The organism is Pandoraea sp. E26 (assembly GCF_000681415.1).
Taxonomy (GTDB): domain Bacteria; phylum Pseudomonadota; class Gammaproteobacteria; order Burkholderiales; family Burkholderiaceae; genus Pandoraea; species Pandoraea pnomenusa.
Genome location: NZ_AYXJ01000009.1, coordinates 131396 through 148201 on the forward strand (window position 1 = coordinate 131396; position 16806 = coordinate 148201).

The 16806-nt window shown below is 64.9% G+C and carries 16 protein-coding genes; 2 read left to right on the forward strand and 14 right to left on the reverse strand.

The window, feature by feature from the left end; all coding sequences use genetic code 11:
- Positions 1-206: 206 nt before the first annotated feature.
- From W930_RS0106115 to W930_RS0106130, 4 genes are all read right to left on the reverse strand, one after another.
- Positions 207-881, reverse strand: a complete 675-nt coding sequence (locus W930_RS0106115) for a GntR family transcriptional regulator (RefSeq protein WP_023595952.1) — start codon at positions 879-881, stop codon at positions 207-209.
- A 145-nt stretch (positions 882-1026) separates the two neighbouring features.
- Complete coding sequence (locus W930_RS0106120) at positions 1027-1986, reverse strand: alpha/beta hydrolase (RefSeq protein ID WP_024788781.1); 960 nt, start codon at positions 1984-1986, stop codon at positions 1027-1029.
- A complete protein-coding gene (locus W930_RS0106125) occupies positions 1980-2258 on the reverse strand; it encodes a 2Fe-2S iron-sulfur cluster-binding protein (RefSeq protein ID WP_023874373.1) in 279 nt (92 codons plus the stop codon). The genes W930_RS0106120 and W930_RS0106125 overlap by 7 nt, the downstream gene beginning before the upstream one ends.
- A gap of 338 nt (positions 2259-2596) precedes the next feature.
- The gene (locus W930_RS0106130) at positions 2597-2905 is read right to left on the reverse strand and encodes a 2Fe-2S iron-sulfur cluster-binding protein (RefSeq protein ID WP_023595949.1); all 309 of its coding nucleotides are present in this window, start codon (positions 2903-2905) and stop codon (positions 2597-2599) included.
- Between the two features lie 228 nt (positions 2906-3133).
- On the opposite strand from W930_RS0106130, the gene W930_RS0106135 reads away from it, so the two are divergent.
- Positions 3134-4063, forward strand: a complete 930-nt coding sequence (locus W930_RS0106135; protein WP_023595948.1) for an ornithine cyclodeaminase family protein — start codon at positions 3134-3136, stop codon at positions 4061-4063.
- Positions 4064-4169: 106 nt separating this feature from the next.
- Here the strand turns inward: W930_RS0106135 and W930_RS0106140 are convergent, their stop codons facing one another.
- The 7 genes from W930_RS0106140 to W930_RS0106170 form a co-directional block, all read right to left on the reverse strand.
- Entirely contained in the window at positions 4170-5195 is a 1026-nt protein-coding gene (locus W930_RS0106140) for a 2Fe-2S iron-sulfur cluster-binding protein (RefSeq protein WP_023595947.1), read from the reverse strand.
- A gap of 13 nt (positions 5196-5208) precedes the next feature.
- The gene (locus tag W930_RS0106145) at positions 5209-5688 is read right to left on the reverse strand and encodes a heme-binding protein (RefSeq protein ID WP_023595946.1); all 480 of its coding nucleotides are present in this window, start codon (positions 5686-5688) and stop codon (positions 5209-5211) included.
- A 33-nt stretch (positions 5689-5721) separates the two neighbouring features.
- Positions 5722-7176 (reverse strand): aldehyde dehydrogenase family protein, encoded by a 1455-nt coding sequence (locus W930_RS0106150; RefSeq protein WP_023874374.1) that lies wholly within the window; start codon positions 7174-7176, stop codon positions 5722-5724.
- 78 nt (positions 7177-7254) lie between these two features.
- On the reverse strand, positions 7255-7986 hold the full coding sequence (locus W930_RS0106155) for a TenA family transcriptional regulator (RefSeq protein ID WP_023595944.1): 732 nt from the start codon (positions 7984-7986) through the stop codon (positions 7255-7257).
- A gap of 204 nt (positions 7987-8190) precedes the next feature.
- Positions 8191-9510, reverse strand: a complete 1320-nt coding sequence (locus W930_RS26325) for an MFS transporter (protein ID WP_023595943.1) — start codon at positions 9508-9510, stop codon at positions 8191-8193.
- A 43-nt stretch (positions 9511-9553) separates the two neighbouring features.
- Positions 9554-11059 carry an amidase gene (locus W930_RS26330; protein ID WP_023874375.1) on the reverse strand — a complete coding sequence of 502 codons (1506 nt, stop codon included), beginning with the start codon at positions 11057-11059 and terminating at the stop codon, positions 9554-9556.
- A 222-nt stretch (positions 11060-11281) separates the two neighbouring features.
- Positions 11282-12514, reverse strand: coding sequence for an FAD-binding oxidoreductase (locus W930_RS0106170; RefSeq protein ID WP_023874377.1), 1233 nt, complete (start codon positions 12512-12514; stop codon positions 11282-11284).
- A gap of 119 nt (positions 12515-12633) precedes the next feature.
- Between W930_RS0106170 and W930_RS0106175 the strand changes: the two genes are divergently transcribed.
- Complete coding sequence (locus W930_RS0106175; RefSeq protein ID WP_023874378.1) at positions 12634-13296, forward strand: helix-turn-helix domain-containing protein; 663 nt, start codon at positions 12634-12636, stop codon at positions 13294-13296.
- A 43-nt stretch (positions 13297-13339) separates the two neighbouring features.
- On the opposite strand, the gene W930_RS26335 is transcribed toward W930_RS0106175, so the two are convergent.
- From W930_RS26335 to W930_RS0106190, 3 genes are all read right to left on the reverse strand, one after another.
- Entirely contained in the window at positions 13340-14542 is a 1203-nt protein-coding gene (locus W930_RS26335; protein WP_023874380.1) for a GGDEF domain-containing protein, read from the reverse strand.
- A gap of 171 nt (positions 14543-14713) precedes the next feature.
- Positions 14714-15982 (reverse strand): nitrate/nitrite transporter, encoded by a 1269-nt coding sequence (locus W930_RS0106185; RefSeq protein ID WP_023874381.1) that lies wholly within the window; start codon positions 15980-15982, stop codon positions 14714-14716.
- 10 nt (positions 15983-15992) lie between these two features.
- Entirely contained in the window at positions 15993-16799 is an 807-nt protein-coding gene (locus W930_RS0106190; RefSeq protein ID WP_023595937.1) for a peptidylprolyl isomerase, read from the reverse strand.
- Between the last annotated feature and the right edge of the window lie 7 nt (positions 16800-16806).

Here is a 16806-nt window from a genome sequence, read left to right on the forward strand (position 1 = left end):
TGGTCAAGGACGAGCCGACTGGACTTTTTACCGCATTCGGTGGTAAGCGGAGCGCGTCCTGGCCCGCCGCTTGACCGACGCTTCGGAGCCCGGCGCCAATCGCCAGTCCCGTTGACACGATTGTCGCCGTGGCGGCGCGAATGTGCCGCCGGCCGTGGAAATTCTCTCGATGATGTAGGGATTCCGAACGCACGCGTGTGAGCGTGTCAGCGTGCGATATTGTCGAGATAGTACTGTGCGGCGCGGGTGACGTGGCGCTCGGCGAGCAACGCGGCAAACGCCGCATCGCCGGATTGAACGGCTCTCAAGATCGCGGCGTGCTCTTCCCACGTAATGCGCACTTCCTCGTCGCTGGCATTGACGAACAACATGCGGGAGCGGTCCCGCATCGAGCGCATGAGCTCGGCGAGCATCGCATTGGCGCCGGCCGAATAAAGCAAGTCGTGAAAGCGGGCGTTCAGCTCGAGCAGGCCGGAGGTCTCGCCCGCGGCGACCTTGGCGTTGCCTTCCTGCAGCACTTTTTCGATGCGCCGGACCAACTCCGGCGTGCAATGTTCGGCAGCCAGACGCGCATTGAGCCCTTCGAGCGTGGCGCGAATCTGCACCAGTTCGCGCGCCGTTGCCGGATCGAACGACGCGACGACGGCACCGTGGCGGGGCCGCACTTCCACCAGCCCCTCGACGGCAAGCGCGCGCAGCGCCTCGCGCACCGGCACGCGCGATACATCGAGCTCCTGGGCAATTCGCCCCTCCACGAGACGGTCGCCGGGCTTGTATACGCCCGACGTGATCGACTCGCGCAGTCGGGCAATCACCAGATCCGACAGCTGTTGGTGCATGATCGGCTCGCGACCGTTTGCGCCTGTGGCTCCCCGCACCATAATTCCAATCTCCAAAAACCGACAGTTCCGCGCCGACGGACGGTCATTCGAAGGCCCGTGGCGCCACGACAAACGCCGCATTTTATAGCAGCGACGGCTTTTTGTAGACTGTACACGATTTGGCGGCCACTTTCGCCGCCCGGAATCAACGCGGCACCGATGCCATGAAGGCGAGCATCTCCTGTCCGAGCCAATCCTCTCCGGAGTTGAAATGCGCGACGATCGACGTGTGATTGTGCCCGCGCATCTGCACGAAGCGTGGCGCCACGCCACGCGCGCGCGACAACGTCAGGAAGAGCGCCGCACCATACTCGTCTAGGAAGCGGTTTTCATACTCGGCAATGGCGATCATCGTCGGCACCGGGTCGCGCGCCGCGTGGGTCAGCGGTGAGCGCTCGACATACCGGGTCTCATCGGCGCCGAAATACGCACGCACGGGCGCCGCATTCGGATTGCGTGGGTCGACATCGGCAAACAGGCGAGCGCTCACGAGAATCAGTCCTGCAACACCATGCCCGTTGCCACCGCACGCCCCGCTCAGCGCAGGATCGAACAGACAACTGGCCGCGTGGGTACCGCCTGCCGAATGGCCGATGAGAAAAATCCGCGACGTGTCGATTTGCAGGTCGTCGGCGTGTTCGCGCACCCACGCAATCGCCTGCGCCACGTCCCGCGCCCCGCCCGGCCACGGTGCTTCGTCGGCCAGACGGTATTCGACGTTGATGGCAAGCTTTCCCTGCCGTGCGAACCAGTGGCACACGTTATCGTAAATCTCGCCATTGACGCTCTTGTTGCCTCGCACGAACGCGCCGCCGTGCACGAACACGACCGCTTCGCGCAAGGCCGGCGCAGGCGTGCCCGGGGACGCGGCGACCGGCGCGAAAATGTCGAGCACCTGACGGGCATGCCCGCCGTATGCCACGTTGCGCTCCACGTGCGGACTCTTGGGCGCGACCGCCAATATCGGCGTGTAACAATCGATGACCGCCTTGCGGTGGGCGATGATGTCGTCGTTCCAGCGTGGGCCGAGCGCCAGCATCCGACGTTGCCAGTCCGGCGACAATGCGCCGAACGGCGCGCCCATGACGCAGGATTCGCTCACCATGACACGCTCACATCGCCATTGACGAACGTCTGACAGGCCATTCGGTAACCGTTCGCGAGGTCCTCCGGACTGAGATGACGGCGCTCTTTGGGCTTCACGTCGTCGGTATGCTCGCGTCCGGCTTCCACGCGACAACGGCAAGTGCCGCACAGCCCGCCGCCGCACTTGAAGGGAATGCCGCCCTTCTCCCGAAGCGAAACGCGAAGCAGATTACTGTTGGGTGCCGCCTCCACCGTCTTGCCGCCGTTAGTGATGAACGTGATCTGAACCATGGTGCTATGGGAGGTCTCCTTGTCTCGGCGGCTGAGCCGCGCTTGTGCGTGATCGCGCCCGACCAGCGCTTCGAGCGATGCGACGGCCTCGGACACGCTGTCGAAGGATTCGAAAAACTTCGTTGGCACGAGATTCGCGCGGTCCGGGTCGGCCTCATCGACAATGCGCACGCGCGACGTACCGTCGAGTTTGGCCACGACAAACGCCGCCACGTGGCGCGCGCCGTAGAAGTAGTCATGTGTCTCGACCGGGGTGATGCCCGGAGTCGGTTCGCTGCGGTACTGCCCCGGGCGGCTGGTAAGTACGATATACATGCGTTTTCCTCGCTGCCCGGATGTCAGAGCGTCGCCGGCGCTTCGTCCTGCGCAAGCTCGATGTCGTGTTCGATCCACAGCTGGCACGCCAGCCGATACCCGGCGTCAAGCCGCTCTCCCAGTTGCTTCTTCTCTTTCCAGTTCGGGGCCGGCAGATGCTCGCCGCCGGCGAGCACCCGACAAGCGCACCGTGCGCACTTGCCCATGCCGCACTCGTAGCGCAAATGCGGAAACGGAAACTGCTTGATACCTGCGCGGACGACGAGATTGGTATTGACCTTCACCTCTTCCCGATACGTCTGCCCGTTACTGCGAAATACGACAACTGGCATGCATCCTCCTTTCACCAGGACGACCGCTGCACGCTGCGAAGCGCGGTCTTTGCAAGAGTGTAGCGCGTTCGTGAATACTGTATACCAAAATAAATAAATTCAGAAAATTTTGTCGTGGGCCACGCGAAAACCCCCGAATTCACGTGCCTCGTCCGACACGGGATTTGAGAAAATCGAATCAATCGTATACCGTATACTCGTTATTCACTCTTGACTCTCCCGACTCCGATGATCCATCTGACCGACGCACAGATCGACAACCTGATTGACTTCCCGCAAGCCATTGCCGCGCTGGAGAGCGCGTTTCGCGAACTCGCACGCGGCGCGGCGGCGGTCCAGCGCCGCGTTCGCACCGAAGCCCAGGGCACGAAGCTCTCTACGCTCGGTGCCGTACTGCCCGGCGCGGACGTTGCCGGTGCCAAGGTCTACACCACCCTTCGCGGCCAGTTCAATTTCGTGATCGTGCTGTTCCGCGCGTCGGACGGCGCCTGCCTTGCCACGCTGGACGCGAATGCGATCACGCGCTTGCGCACGGCCGCGACGACCATACTCGCGGTGCGCGCGCTGGCGCGGCCCGGTGCGCGCACGGCCGCGATTTTCGGCACGGGTGTCCAAGGCGCGGCGCACGCGCATGCACTGGCCCGGTTCGCCGGCGTGCAAGCGTTGCGCATCGTCGGCATCGAAGGCGACGTCGCACTGGCTGCCTCAGTCGACGAGGCATACCGCGCGATGGGCGTCACGGCAAGCGCCGTATCGACCGACGAGGCACTCGATGGCGCCGACATCATTGTCACCGCGACACGGGCGAGCACTCCGCTGTTCGACGGTCGCGCGCTGTCGCCGGGCGCATTTGTCGCCGCCATCGGCTCGAGCCTGCCGCACACACGCGAGACAGACGATGCAACGTTGGCCCGCGCCGCACGAATCGTGGTGGAGTTGCGCGATCAGGCGCGCGAGGAGGCAGGCGACTTACTGATGGCCGCGCCGGGGCTGGTGAACTGGCACGACGTTGCCGAGTTGGGCGACGTGATGGAGGGCCTGACGACGGGCCGCCGGCATCGCGACGACATCATCGTCTACAAGGCCGTGGGCTTCGGTTTGCAGGACGTGGCGCTGGCCGCCCTCGCCTACCGCACTCACATCGAGCGCGCGCGCTGAGCGGCCATACACGGCAGAAGGAAGCGGGGGCGAACCCCGCCCCCTCAACCGATCCGGCCCGTTAAATCGCCCCACGTCCCACGTCCCGTCGCGAGGCGATCCCGCGTCAGGCCGCCGCGACCACCGGCATGTGATGCTGGAACGTAAAACTGTCGGCATAAAGGTAACGCACGCTGGCGCCATTCGCGAGAAACGCACGACGCGCATCCGCAATCATGACCGGCGAGCCGCAGAGGTAAAGCGCATGTTCGGACAGGTCGGGATGGTCGGCGAGCACGGCATCCTGTACATAGCCGCGCACGCCGTTCCACACGCCTTCGGGCCGGGAGAGGACCGGAACATAGCGAAAATCGTCATGCCGGCTCGCGAGCGCCGTCAGTTCGTCATGCAAGTAGAGCGACGCGTGGGTGCGCCCGCCCCAGTACAACTCGACGGGCGGCGCGTCTGCGCTCGCCAGCATCTGCCCGAGCATGCTACGCAGCGGGGCGATGCCCGTGCCGGTCGCCACCATCACAACCGGGCGGTAATCCTCCTCGTGATAGCCGAAGCCGCCCATTGGCGCCTCCACTTCGAGCCGGTCGCCGGGATGCAGGCGGCTCAAACGCATGTGAGTGAAATGCCCACCGTCGATCCGCCGGATGTGCAGTTCGACCTCGCCAGCGCGTTGATCCGGCAGACAGGCCATCGAGAAACTGCGCGGGCCGGCATCGCCGGTCAACACGTTGAGGTATTGCCCGGGGCGAAATACCCAGGGCTCGCCGTCATCGAACGCGAGCACCAGGCGCGTGACGTCCGGGCTCAACGCTTGCTTACGCACCACGCGCACTTGGCGACGGCGCACCGGCGCCGGGGCGTCAAGCACGCGTTCCGTGCTGAGCAGCAGGTCCGAGCATGCCCGTGCCTGGCACAGCAACGCGTAGCCTGCGTCCGCCTCCTCCTGTGACAACGCGTCCGGCATGGCCTCGTAGCGCACCCGCCCCTGCGAGAGCTTCACGCGGCACGTCCCGCAGCCGCCGAACTCACACGCCGAGGGCAACACGACGCCTGCGCGTCGTGCGGCATCGAGCACGGATTCGTCGGGCGTTGCCTCGAAGCTGCACTGGGCCTCGATCCATGTGATTCGATAGCTCACGGGCCGCCCTCCGTCAGAGCTTGATGTCGGGCTGCACCAGGACTTCGCGTCCGCTCTCGCGCAGCAGCGTCTGCAACGCCGCGAGCCCGGCAAGACCGGCCTTGGTGTCCTGCTCGCCATTGCCCCCCGACAGACCGATGCCGCCGACGACCTGGCCATCGACCACGATCGGGAACCCCCCGACAAACGCGGCAAAGCGTCCCTCGAAGCTCCATTGAATGCCGAAGGCTTCGTTGCCCGGCAGCGCAGGACCATTGGGCGGCGTGGTGAACAGGTGCGTGGAGCGCTTGTGCCCCGCGGCGGTGAACGCCTTGTTCCAGGCAATCTGCGGTCCGGTGATACGCCCGCCATCCATGCGTTCGAGGGCGAGCGGAAATCCGCCTTCATCGACCACGCAGATCGATTCGAGGACACCGATTTCCTGAGAGCGGGCGACGGCCGCGGCGATCATGTGACGGGCCTCGGCGAGTTCGAGCTTGAAAAAGGGTTTCATGGCGTATGAGATGAGTTGTTGGCGGACCGGGCGTCAAACGCCGCGATACACCGTCTTGATCTGGAGGTAAAACTCGAGGCCGTCACGACCGGACTCCCGGAACGTGGCCGTACTCGATTGCTTGAGACCGCCGAACGGTGCGTTCACGAGATTGCCCGTCGTCGTGCGATTGATCTTGACCGTACCGGCCTCGATGTCGCTGGCGAACCGGTGCATCAGGCTTGCGTCCTGCGTGACAAGCGAAGCCGCGAGGCCGTAGTCGCTGTCGTTCGCCACGGAAATCGCGTCCGCGTAGTCGTCGACGTCGATCACGGCGATCACGGGGCCGAAGATTTCTTCCCTTGCGATGCGGGCATTGCGCGGCACATCGCAGAAAATCGCCGGCGTGACGAAAAAGCCGTTGGCGAAGGGTCCGTGCGAGAGCCGCTCGCCGCCGCACACGAGCGTGGCCTCCCGCTTTCCGATCTCGATGTATTCGAGCACCGTTTGCAGTTGTCCCGCGGTGGCCAGCGGGCCGATGTCGGTGCCCGTGTCCATGCCATTGCCGACCTTGAGCGTCGCGGTCTTCGCCGCCAGTCGCTCGACGAAGACGGCGCGGATGTCGCGGGCGACCAACACGCGGCTGGTCCCCGTGCATGCCTGGCCCGTCAGCGAGAATCCGCCCTTGACGGTCAGGTCGACCGCGCGATCGATATCTCGCGCATCGAGCACGATCAACGGATTCTTGCCGCCGAGTTCCATCTGCGTGCGCGTCGACATCGACGCCGCCCGGTGAATCTGCTCGCCGGCGGTCGTCGAACCGGTAAAGGAAATGGCCCGAACTTCGCGCGCGCCGACGAGCGTCGGGCCCACTGCGGAGGCGCTGCCGGTGACGAAATTCAGCACGCCTTTCGGAATGCCGACTTCGACAAACGCTTCAGTCAGGCGCAAGCCGCTCAGCGGCGCATCCGAGGCAGGCTTGAATACCACCGTGTTGCCACACACCAGGGCCGGCGCGATCTTGCGCGCCGGTATCGAGACAGGGAAGTTCCAGGGCGAGATCACCGTGACGACACCCAGCGGCTCGCGCTGCGTATATACGGTCATTCCGGCATCGTCGTTCGGAAATGTCTCGCCGCCATACGACTGCGCTTCGACGGCGTAGTACCGCAGCGTCTGCGCCGCGCGCAGGAATTCGTCCTGCGCAAGTGCCTTTTGCTTGCCCTCCTCGCGCGTGAGCTCCTCGCCGAATGGCTGGGCGTGACGCTCGAGATAAGCGGCGGCATCGATCAGGATTTTCGCGCGTGCGCTCATGGAGAGGCGTTTCCAGGCGTCAAACGCCTTGGCGGCCGCGAGCACCGCGGCTTTCGCATCGGCGGCGTCCGACGCCTGGAAGTGGCCAACGACGTCGCGCGTGTCGGCGGGATTCAGATTCGCGAAGGTCGCGCCCGATCGGCTCGCGCACCACTCGCCGTCGATGTAGTTCAGGAATGTGGGAACAGTCGTCATGAAGGCAGTGTCCTGCAGGAAGTCATGCGGTCTTCGGCACCCGCGCCGCCGGCGAGCGACGGCGCGGCAGGACACCGCTCAGGCGGCGAGCCCAAGCTCGGGCAACGACACTTCGTTCGCCACGTAGTCGTAGTAGAGCGCGGTCGTGTACAGCAACCGCATTTGCGCGCCGATCTCGCAGATCTTGAGGCAGCGCTGTTGCAACTCCGGCGTGTTCGCGTTCTCCAGCACGATCTGATAGCCACGCTCGCCGTGGATCTCATCCGAGACGATGTGCAGATCGAAGAACTCGACTTCCTCGTCGGTGAACTGATACTTGTCGCGAAGCGTCGGCGTCTGCTTGCGATAGATCGACGGCACTTGCGACTCCAGGCCGACCACGAGTCCGGCGACTGCCACGACCGGATCTTCACGCATGGCCACCGCGTAGCACCAGCTTTGCAGCCCGCGCGTGGTCGGCGACATGTTGTCCGGGTCGACGACGCGCTCGCGGGTCGTGCCGCACGCCTCGGCAAAGCGGATCAACAGGTCGGTATGGCGATCGCCGCCGATCTCCTCTTCGTACATGTTCGCCAGCAGGAAGTCCTTGGCCTCGGTCATGTGGTCCGGCGTGCGGGCATACAGGTAGCCGAGGTAGTCGGCGAAAGGCCCCACGTAGTGATAGTGGTTTTCCGCCCAGCGTGCGAGATGCGCGCGCGTGAGCTTGCCGCTCGCCCACGCGACGCTGAACGGCGCCTTGTTCGCGCTCTTGCCCTTGATTGCGTCCTCGAGTGCCGCGCGGAAGGTTTCGCGGTCCATCAGTTCAGCCATGACTTGCTCCTTGATTTTGAGTGGATGACCCGCTGCGAGCCCCAAGCGGCGCCCGAAGCGGATAGATAGGTTATTTCGGTACACTGTATACAGTTTTTCCGAAAATGCCAATACAACAAAATTGCCCGTGCGGGACGGCCCGCGCCTCGGATCTCAGATAACGGAAGAAACGCTGCGAAGCATACGATGCGACAGACGGTGATTTCAGTCCGCCGCCCGGCCGATCGCGCCAGGGACCGACGCGTGGGCACCCTGCGAAGCACCTTCGCCGACGTTCACGGGATCAATGGCGTCGAGCGGGATGCCGTTCGTCTCGGGCAACATCAGGGCGGCGACAATGACCAGTCCATAGCCCACGGCCGCAACGATCGGGATGGCGAGCGTGAGCGTGGTATGACCGCTCGCCAGCCAGCCGGCCATGAAAGGAAACACCGAGCCGATGACCCGGCCTGTGTTGTAGGCCACCCCATAGCCCGTGGCGCGCACTTCGTGTGGATACGTCTCTGAGATCGTGGCGGCCACGCCGGCGAACGTGCCCTGCATCAGTACGCCCATCAGGAAGCCGAGCACCATCATCACCGGCATGGGCGCCGGCACCAGCATATATGCGATGCTCATCGCGAATGCGCCGATGGCAAACAGAATGTAAGTGGGCCGCCGGCCGAGCCTGTCGGTCGCCCAGGAGCCCACGGCGTAGCCGACGAGCGAGCCGCCGATGGTAATCGCCAGCCACAGGCCCGTGCCCGTCACCGACAATCCGCGTTCCGTCTTGAGCCAGGTCGGCATCCAGGTGGCGATCGCGTAGTAGGAGCCGAGCATGCCGCCCGAGAGCAGGCTGCACCACAGCGTGCGGGCCGCGAGGTGTCCGCTGAATACGCCGCGCATCGTCTTGAGCGGGCTCGTCTGACGCCGTTCCGACATCGTGCGCGTGAACGCTTCGGGCTCTTCCAGATTGCGACGCAGCCAGACGACCATCAGCGCCGGCGCCACGCCGACGAACAGGCAGACGCGCCATGCCGTTTCGGGGGGCAGCCAACTGAAGATCGCGCTGTATGCGAGCGCGGCCAGCGCCCATCCGAACGAATAACTGCTTGCGGTGAAGCCCGAGAACTTGCCGCGGTGGGCTGGATTGCGGATCGTCTCCATGACCAGCACCATGCACAGCGATGATTCACCGCCGAACCCCAGGCCCTGGATGATGCGCATCACGGCCAGTTGCGTGGGCGAATTGGTCAGGCCGCAACCGAAGCAGGCCAGTGCGAAGATGGCGATGGTCCATCTCAGGATACGCACGCGCCCGTAGCGGTCGGCCAGCAGGCCCGCGCCGATGGCGCCCACCAGCGAGGCGATCAGCGTGTAAGTCACGATGCTGCCCGCGGTGGCCTTGCTCATGTTCCAGCTCGTGAGCAGCACCGGTATGAGGAAGGAATAGATCATGAAGTCGTACACATCGACCGTATGGCCGATGAACGTGCCGGCGAAGGCGCGCTTCTCGTTTCTCGATAGCGAATTGAGCCAGGACATGAAGGTGTCCTCCTTGGTGGGTCGTGGGTGTTGTGAAAAAAGGTCAGGCGGGTGGAACGAAGGCGTAGCCGGCGGCTTCGAGCAATCTGGCTACGTGGATCGAGCGCAGATCGTGATACAGCGGCGCCACGATCTGAACGCCCACGGGGAGCCCTTGCGCCGTGCGCCCTGCGGGGGCGACGCTGGAGGGCAAGCCGCACAAGCCGGAGTGGCCGGCCCAGAAAAGCTGCGTCGTCAGCGGCTGCGCCCGCCCGTTGACGTCCAGCGTGCGCTGCCACGGCGCTCCCGCCTCGTTGAGCACGAACGCGGGCGTTGCCGCCACGGGACACAGCAGCACATCGACGCGCTCGAACAACTCGCGCCAGGCCGCCGCGAAGCGCTCGCGCAACGGTTGCAGACGCAGCCAATCGCGGTGTCGCATGACCGCGCCCACGTATTGGAGCGACGCGTAACGCGTGTCGTCGGCCGGCGTCTGCTGCGCTGCTGCGATCGCCGACGCGAAGGCGTCGTCACCAAGGTAGCCGCAGGTCGACGCCCGCAACATCAGCGTGTAGACGCGCATCAACTCCGCGGCGTCGAGCGATGGCCGTGCGTTCCACAGCACCCGCGCACCCCGCCGTTCCAGGTCCTGCCCGAGGCTCACCAGGCATTGCTCCACCTCGGCGTCGACCTCGGCAATCGGATGATTCGGCAGGATGCCGAAACGGATCTCGCGCAGATCGGTGGCGTGACAGCGCGGCAATTCGAAACGTACCGCGCAGGCTGCCTCGGCCGACGGTCCGGCAATGGCCGACAGCACCGCCTCGAGATCCGCCGCGCTCCGCGCGAGCGGACCCGCCACATTGATGTCGGGGAACGTCACACCGCCCGGCAGCCCGTGGCCGTCGAGCGGCACGAGCCCGTGCGTGCTCTTGTGAGAGAAGATGCCGCAGTAATGCGCGGGATTACGGATCGAGGATCCGATGTCGGATCCCACATCGAAGAACGCCATCCCGCTCGAGACCGCCGCGGCGCTGCCTCCCGACGATCCGCCAGGCGTACGCAGCAGGTCGTGCGGATTGCGCGTGGTGCCATAGACCTCGTTGTAGCTCTGCCAGTCGCGCAGCCACAACGGCACATTGGTCTTGCCCAACAGCACCGCGCCGGCGTCGGTCAGTCGCTGTACCACGCTGGCGTGCCGGCCCGCGATATTGTTCGCGAACGCCGGATCGCCTACCGTGGTCGGCCAGTCCTTCACGTCGAACGACTCCTTGATCGTGAACGGCACACCATGCAGCGGGCCGCGAACGAGTCCCGCGCGCAATTCGGCATCGCGTCGACTCGCCGTCTCGCGAGCTCGCGCGAAGTCGCTCACCACAATGGCGTTGAGCGCCGGATTGGACCTGCGCCAGGCCGCTTCACACGCCGCCACCAGCGACTCCGATGTGACTTCCCGGCGGCGCAGCGCCGCCTGTGCGGCGCTCACCGTAGCGTATTGCCACGGTGTCGTATCTGACGACTTCGGCGACCCGATGCTGTCGCCGAGCATCTCGACTGTGGGGTTTGTCATGATGGAACACTCTTTTTCAGTATTCTGTATACCATCGATGGACAAATTATCGCTGTCAAGTCGATTGCGACTCAGGGTTTCTGCTTAGGCGGGCCACAACTGCGATTGCGCAAGCGCTAGGCCCCTCATTTCCCATCGGAAGCAGAAAGACTTGCGGCGCCGACGCCCCGCAAGCGCGCGTCGACCTAGGACGCTGGCCTGAGGACCGTGCGTCGCGGGATGTCAGAATCGCGCGGCGCTGAACGGCCCGGGATCGACGCACGGCGGCGCGCCGGTGATCATCTCCGCGATCAGGCGCCCCGTGATCGGGCCCAGCGTCAGTCCATGATGCGCGTGGCCGAAAGCGAACCACAAATCGCGATGGTGGGGCGCCGGGCCGATCACCGGCATCATGTCGGGCGTGCACGGGCGAGCCCCCATCCACGGGGTGTCGTCGACACGCTGTGCGAGGGGATAAAGCGCGCGCGCCATCGGCTCGACGGCGTCGAGTTGCACGGGCGTGCGAGGGCTGTCGCGCAGGGCCAGCTCGACGCCCGTGGTCAACCGAATGCCGCGCGTCATCGGGGTGATGAGAAAGCCGTTTTCGGCGTCGAGCACCGGCTGGTTCAGCTTCGCGCCGGGCTGCGAGGCGTAATGCATGTGGTAGCCCCGTTTCACGGCCAGCGGCAACCGATAGCCGAGCGGCCGCGTCACCGTATCCGACCAGGGCCCCATCGCGACCACGGCATGACGCCCTTCAATTTCGCCTTCGCCGGTTTTCACCGTCCACTGTGGCGCGAGCGTGGTCGCATCGCCAATCAGCACGTGCCCACCGAGCGACTGAAAATATGCCGCGTACGCCTGAACCAGCGCCCCCGGGTCGCTCACCGAATCCGACGCCGTGTAGCGCAAGGCGCCCACGAGCGACGCACTGAGCGACGGCTCGTCGCGCTGCAGTTGCCGGGCATCGAGCGACACGAACGGCACGCCATACTCCCGCTGCCAGCGCTCGGCTTCTCGTTGCGCCGCTTCCCACGCCCCCTGGCGATGAAAAATCTTCAGCCAACCGCCCTCCCGGAGCCCCCCCCCCGCCCCTGCGCGTTCGATCAATGCACGATGCTCGGAAACACAATGCTCGATCAGGGTGCTGTAATGCCGGGCAATGGCGGCGTGCCGGACCGGCGCGGAATGAAACCAGTATCGGGCGAGGAATGGCGCAATCGTGGGCAGCGCCGAAGGGTGATACCGAACATCCGGTGAACGATTGCGGGCGTATCGCAGCAAGGTCGGAACGTCGCGGGGAAAAGCATACGGATAGACGCCTTCGCGCTGAATCAGCCCTGCATTGCCATACGACGTTTCGCGCCCCGGCGCCTGACGGTCGACGAGCGCCACGCTCAGCCCACGTTGTCGCAGATGGACGGCCGTCGACACCCCCACGATGCCGCCGCCCAGCACCAGAACATCGAATTTCATGGAAACCCCTTCACGAATGGGTGACGCGTCAGGTATGCTCGCGCAACGCAATTATCATATATGAGAACCAAGTTTCTCGTATACGAGAATTTTTGACATCTTTCCTGGCACGACACCCCATGGCCGATTCGTCTCCCCGAAAGCGCTCGCTCGCGAAATCGCCGCGAAAAGCCGGCGGCCCACCAGTCGGCCACGGCGAGGTGGGACGGCGTTTGCGCGATGCTCGCAAGGCGCGGGGATGGACGTTGCGAGACCTGAGCGAGCAGTCGGGCATCGCGGTGTCGACCATCTCCAAGGCGGAGCGGGGCGACATCGCCCTCACCTACGACAAGTTCGGTGCGCTGGGACGTGCATTGGAACTCGACTATGCGTCGATCTTCGGCGCAGGCCACGAGAAGCCGAACTGGGCAACGACGCCGTCGTTCACCGCCGCCGGCACGCAACCCAACTACGAGACACCGAATTATCGCTACGGCATGATCGCCAGCGATCTGCCGCACAAGCGCATGGTGCCCATGCGGGCGCATATCATGGCGCGCCGCCTCGAGGACTTTCCCGATTACATTCGCCACGGCGGCGAGGAGTTCGTGTTCGTGCTGTCGGGCCGGTTGCGTCTGCAATTCGAGACCGGCGAGCGGTTCGATCTCTCGCCCGGTGACAGCCTGTATTTCGACAGCGGCGTGGGACACGTCTATCTGAGTCGCGATGACGATGGCGTCGATGCCATCGTGTGCTGCGTCGATGCGGCGTCGCCCCGTGGGTCCGGTCCAGGCGATCTGTGACTCGCTGACGTCGAGTGTGTCGCGGGCAGCGCTCGCCGACCGCTCAGGCCAGTTGCCGAGAATGCCAGTCGGGGTCGTCGGCGTCCTGATGATCCGTCAGGATGTGCGCCGGCGCGACCACCACACAATTCCTGCCGTTGGCCTTCGCGGCGTACAGTGCCGCATCGGCACGCCCCATGACGGTCGCAAGCGTGTCGCCCTCGACAAATGCGTCGACGCCGGCGCTGAGGGTCGCCACCGCCTCGCGGCCGGGCACACAGGTGCCTGAGGCGGCGACTATCGCACGTAGCCGGTCGACCACCCGACCGGCCTCCTCCTTCGTTTCCGACGGCAGCAGCAGCGCAAACTCCTCGCCGCCGATGCGGCCAACGATGTCGGTATCGCGCACGGCCCTGGCGATCACCGACGCCACGTGAGCCAGCGCGCAATCGCCCGAGGCATGTCCGTATCGGTCATTGATGCTCTTGAAATTGTCGATATCCAGAATGGCAAGGGAAAACGTCGGGCCGCCGGCCGCTGCCGCCGCCGCGACCGCCTCGGCGCGCGCAATGAACGCGCGGCGTGCCAGCACACCGGTCAGGTCGTCGAACGTTGCCAGACGCTCCATGCGGTCGGCCAGCCTGTCGTGCGCGAGCAACACCATGCCCACGGACAGACAGGGCAAGGTCAACGTGGCCATGCCGAGAAATACGATGTTCAGGGGGGTCGGCTGAAGAAACTCGGTTTCGTTTGCCAGACCGAACGCATAGGCGAGCGCCCGAATTGCGTGGATCACCGCGCCCGAGATGGCCGCGATCGAGACGAAATAGTAGGCATATTTGGGGCGTCCCGCCGGTCGGAACTTCAGGACCTCCCAACCGATCTGGAAGCGGACGTACGCAATGAAGGCCGACACCATCGCGCTGCGGGCGTTGACGTGCGGTGAGACGAACGTCCAGTAAACCAGCATGCCGAGGATGACGCCGAACGCGACATATTCGGCGGGCACGGCCACACGCGCCCTCAGGAACTGACGAAAGCCGCGCAAGCCCAGCATCGAGGCGACCATCAGCAGACCGGTCGCCACCACCACCACGGCATTGCTCTTGCTGGTCAGCAGCAGCGCCGCAACCAGCGCAAGCAGCCCGCTCGCGACACACCACAGGCGGATGCCCGGCACCTCCGCCTTGAACAATGAACCCAGCACCGCCACGCCCATGACACAGGACAAAATGGCGATGCTGAGAAAAACGGCCGGAATCGACATGAACGCCCAACGAGTAATTGATTTGGTAAACGGCCGTTCAAAGCAAACCTTTAAACCGCTCCCGGCCGTAGCCCCCGCCAACCGGCCTCCAGCGCCACGATAGCCTGCGCCGAGGGCTTGCGCAAAGATTTTCTTTGCCCCCCGGGTAACCGGCCCGCCCCGCGCGACGCTTCACATCACCCGGGCACGCCGCACTTCCGACAGATAGATCACGATCAGCGAGACCCAGACAATGCCGTACATCAGCATGAAGCAGCTCGACCGGATCTTGAGAATGTCGAGCAGCGCACCGAACAGAATCGGCAACAGGAACCCGCCCAGCCCGCCCGCCAGGCCGACGATGCCGGTTACCACGCCAAGGTTCTCGGGAAACTCGTCGGCGACGTACTTGAACGTGGAGGCCATGCCGAATGCGAACACGGCGCCGAGAACGAACGCGAGCAGCACGAATGCCACGACCGTCACACTGATGTGGAAAGTCTGCGGTCCATCGATCGTATAAATAACGAAGTCGGTCTTCGGGTAGGACAGCAGGAACAGGCAGATCCACGCGACCCACAAACACCACCAGGTCACGGCGTGCGCCCCGAACTTGTCCGCAAGCACGCCGCCCACCGCGCGCAACACCGATCCGGGCAGCGAGAAGCCCGCCGCCACGGCGGCGGCCATCACCACGGTCATGCCGTATTCGGCCTTCAGGTACTGCGGAATCCACAGCGAAAGCGCGGTGAAGCCGCCGAAGGTGATCGAGTAGTACTGACACAGCCGCCAGACACGCACGTTCCCCAACACCTTGAACGATGCCAGAATCGAGCCCCCCTTCTTCCCTGCGCCAGGGTCGGGGGCGGACGCCAGCCAGAAGATCACCGCGGTCACGATCAGCGCGAGTGCGTAGATGCGCGGCACCATGCGCCAGCCGTAAGCCGCCTGCAGACTCGGCGTGATGAACAGATTGACGGCGGCGCCCACGGTACCGGCACCGAAGAAGCCCATCGCGAAGCCGCGCCGGGCCGGCGGGAAGAACCGGGCGACATAGGGCGTGCCCACCGCGAACGACGCCCCGACACACCCCAGGAACAGCCCGATGACGAGGAACTGCCACAATTGCGTGGCGTAGCTCACGATGAATACCGGAATCGCACATGCGACGAGCAATACGGTCATCACGATGCGGCCGCCGAAGCGATCGGTCCAGATGCCGAGCGGCAGACGCATCACGGCGCCCGTGAGCACGGGGGTCGCCGTGAGCAGGCCAAACTCCGTGCTGTTGAGCCCGAGGTCCTCGCGCAGTTGGATGCCCAACACCCCGAACATCATCCAGACCACGAAGCACACGAGAAACGCCAGCGTGCTGGCGAACAGTACCGAATAGGCGCGCGCCCCCGGCGCAGGCGAGCCCTCGGTGAGCGTGGGTGCAGCGGCAACGCGTGCGGTGTCCATGCCGTCTCCTTTATTGGACCAGCGGCCCATCGGCCGGCGCGAACGTCACACCTTCGAGCGCCGCCTGCGAGGCCAGCAGCAGCACGTACTGTCGCGTCGCGCGCAGGCGCACCTGCTCCGTGAGCATCGTGGCGATGTCGTCCTGCACCGCCTCGAACGGAATCCGTGTGCCGGGCACCCGGTGATCGATGCGCACCAGATGAAATCCGAAGCGCGTTTTGATGAGGCGCGGCAGTACGCCCGTCTCGTCCGTGCCGAAGATGCCTTGCGCGAACTCGGGCACGACGCTGTCGCGTTCGAGCTGTCCGAGGCTGCCGCCAACCTGTCCCGATGGACAGTTCGACCGTTCGCGCGCCATGGCCTCGAACCGATCGGGTGCCTTCAGTATGTCGTTCAGGGTCTCTTCCGCCTTGGCACGTATCAGCGCGAGCGGCGCACGTCCCGTCACGCCGAACAGGATGTGGCTGGCGTGGACGAGTTCGCCGCTCGTGAAGCGCTCTGGGTGTTGTTCGTAATAGCGGCGCGATTCCTCGACGCTCGCCACTGGCGTCACGACGTCCCTGGCGAACACCGCATCGGCCATGGCCTCGGGCCGCCCGGGGTCGAACGTCAGGTCCAGCTCGAGTGCGCGTTGGCGAAGCAGTTCGCGAATGGCCAGCGCGTAGCGAGCGGTCTGCTCGACACCGGATGGCGAATCTTCGCCCACGGCCGGAGACGCATCGGCCAGCTCGGCGATGGCCTCGTCGATGGCCTGCGGAAGTATCTCGACGCCGTTCACGCGCAGCGGCGCGCGGGCATCTGTCGTCACAGTTTGCATGGTCAGC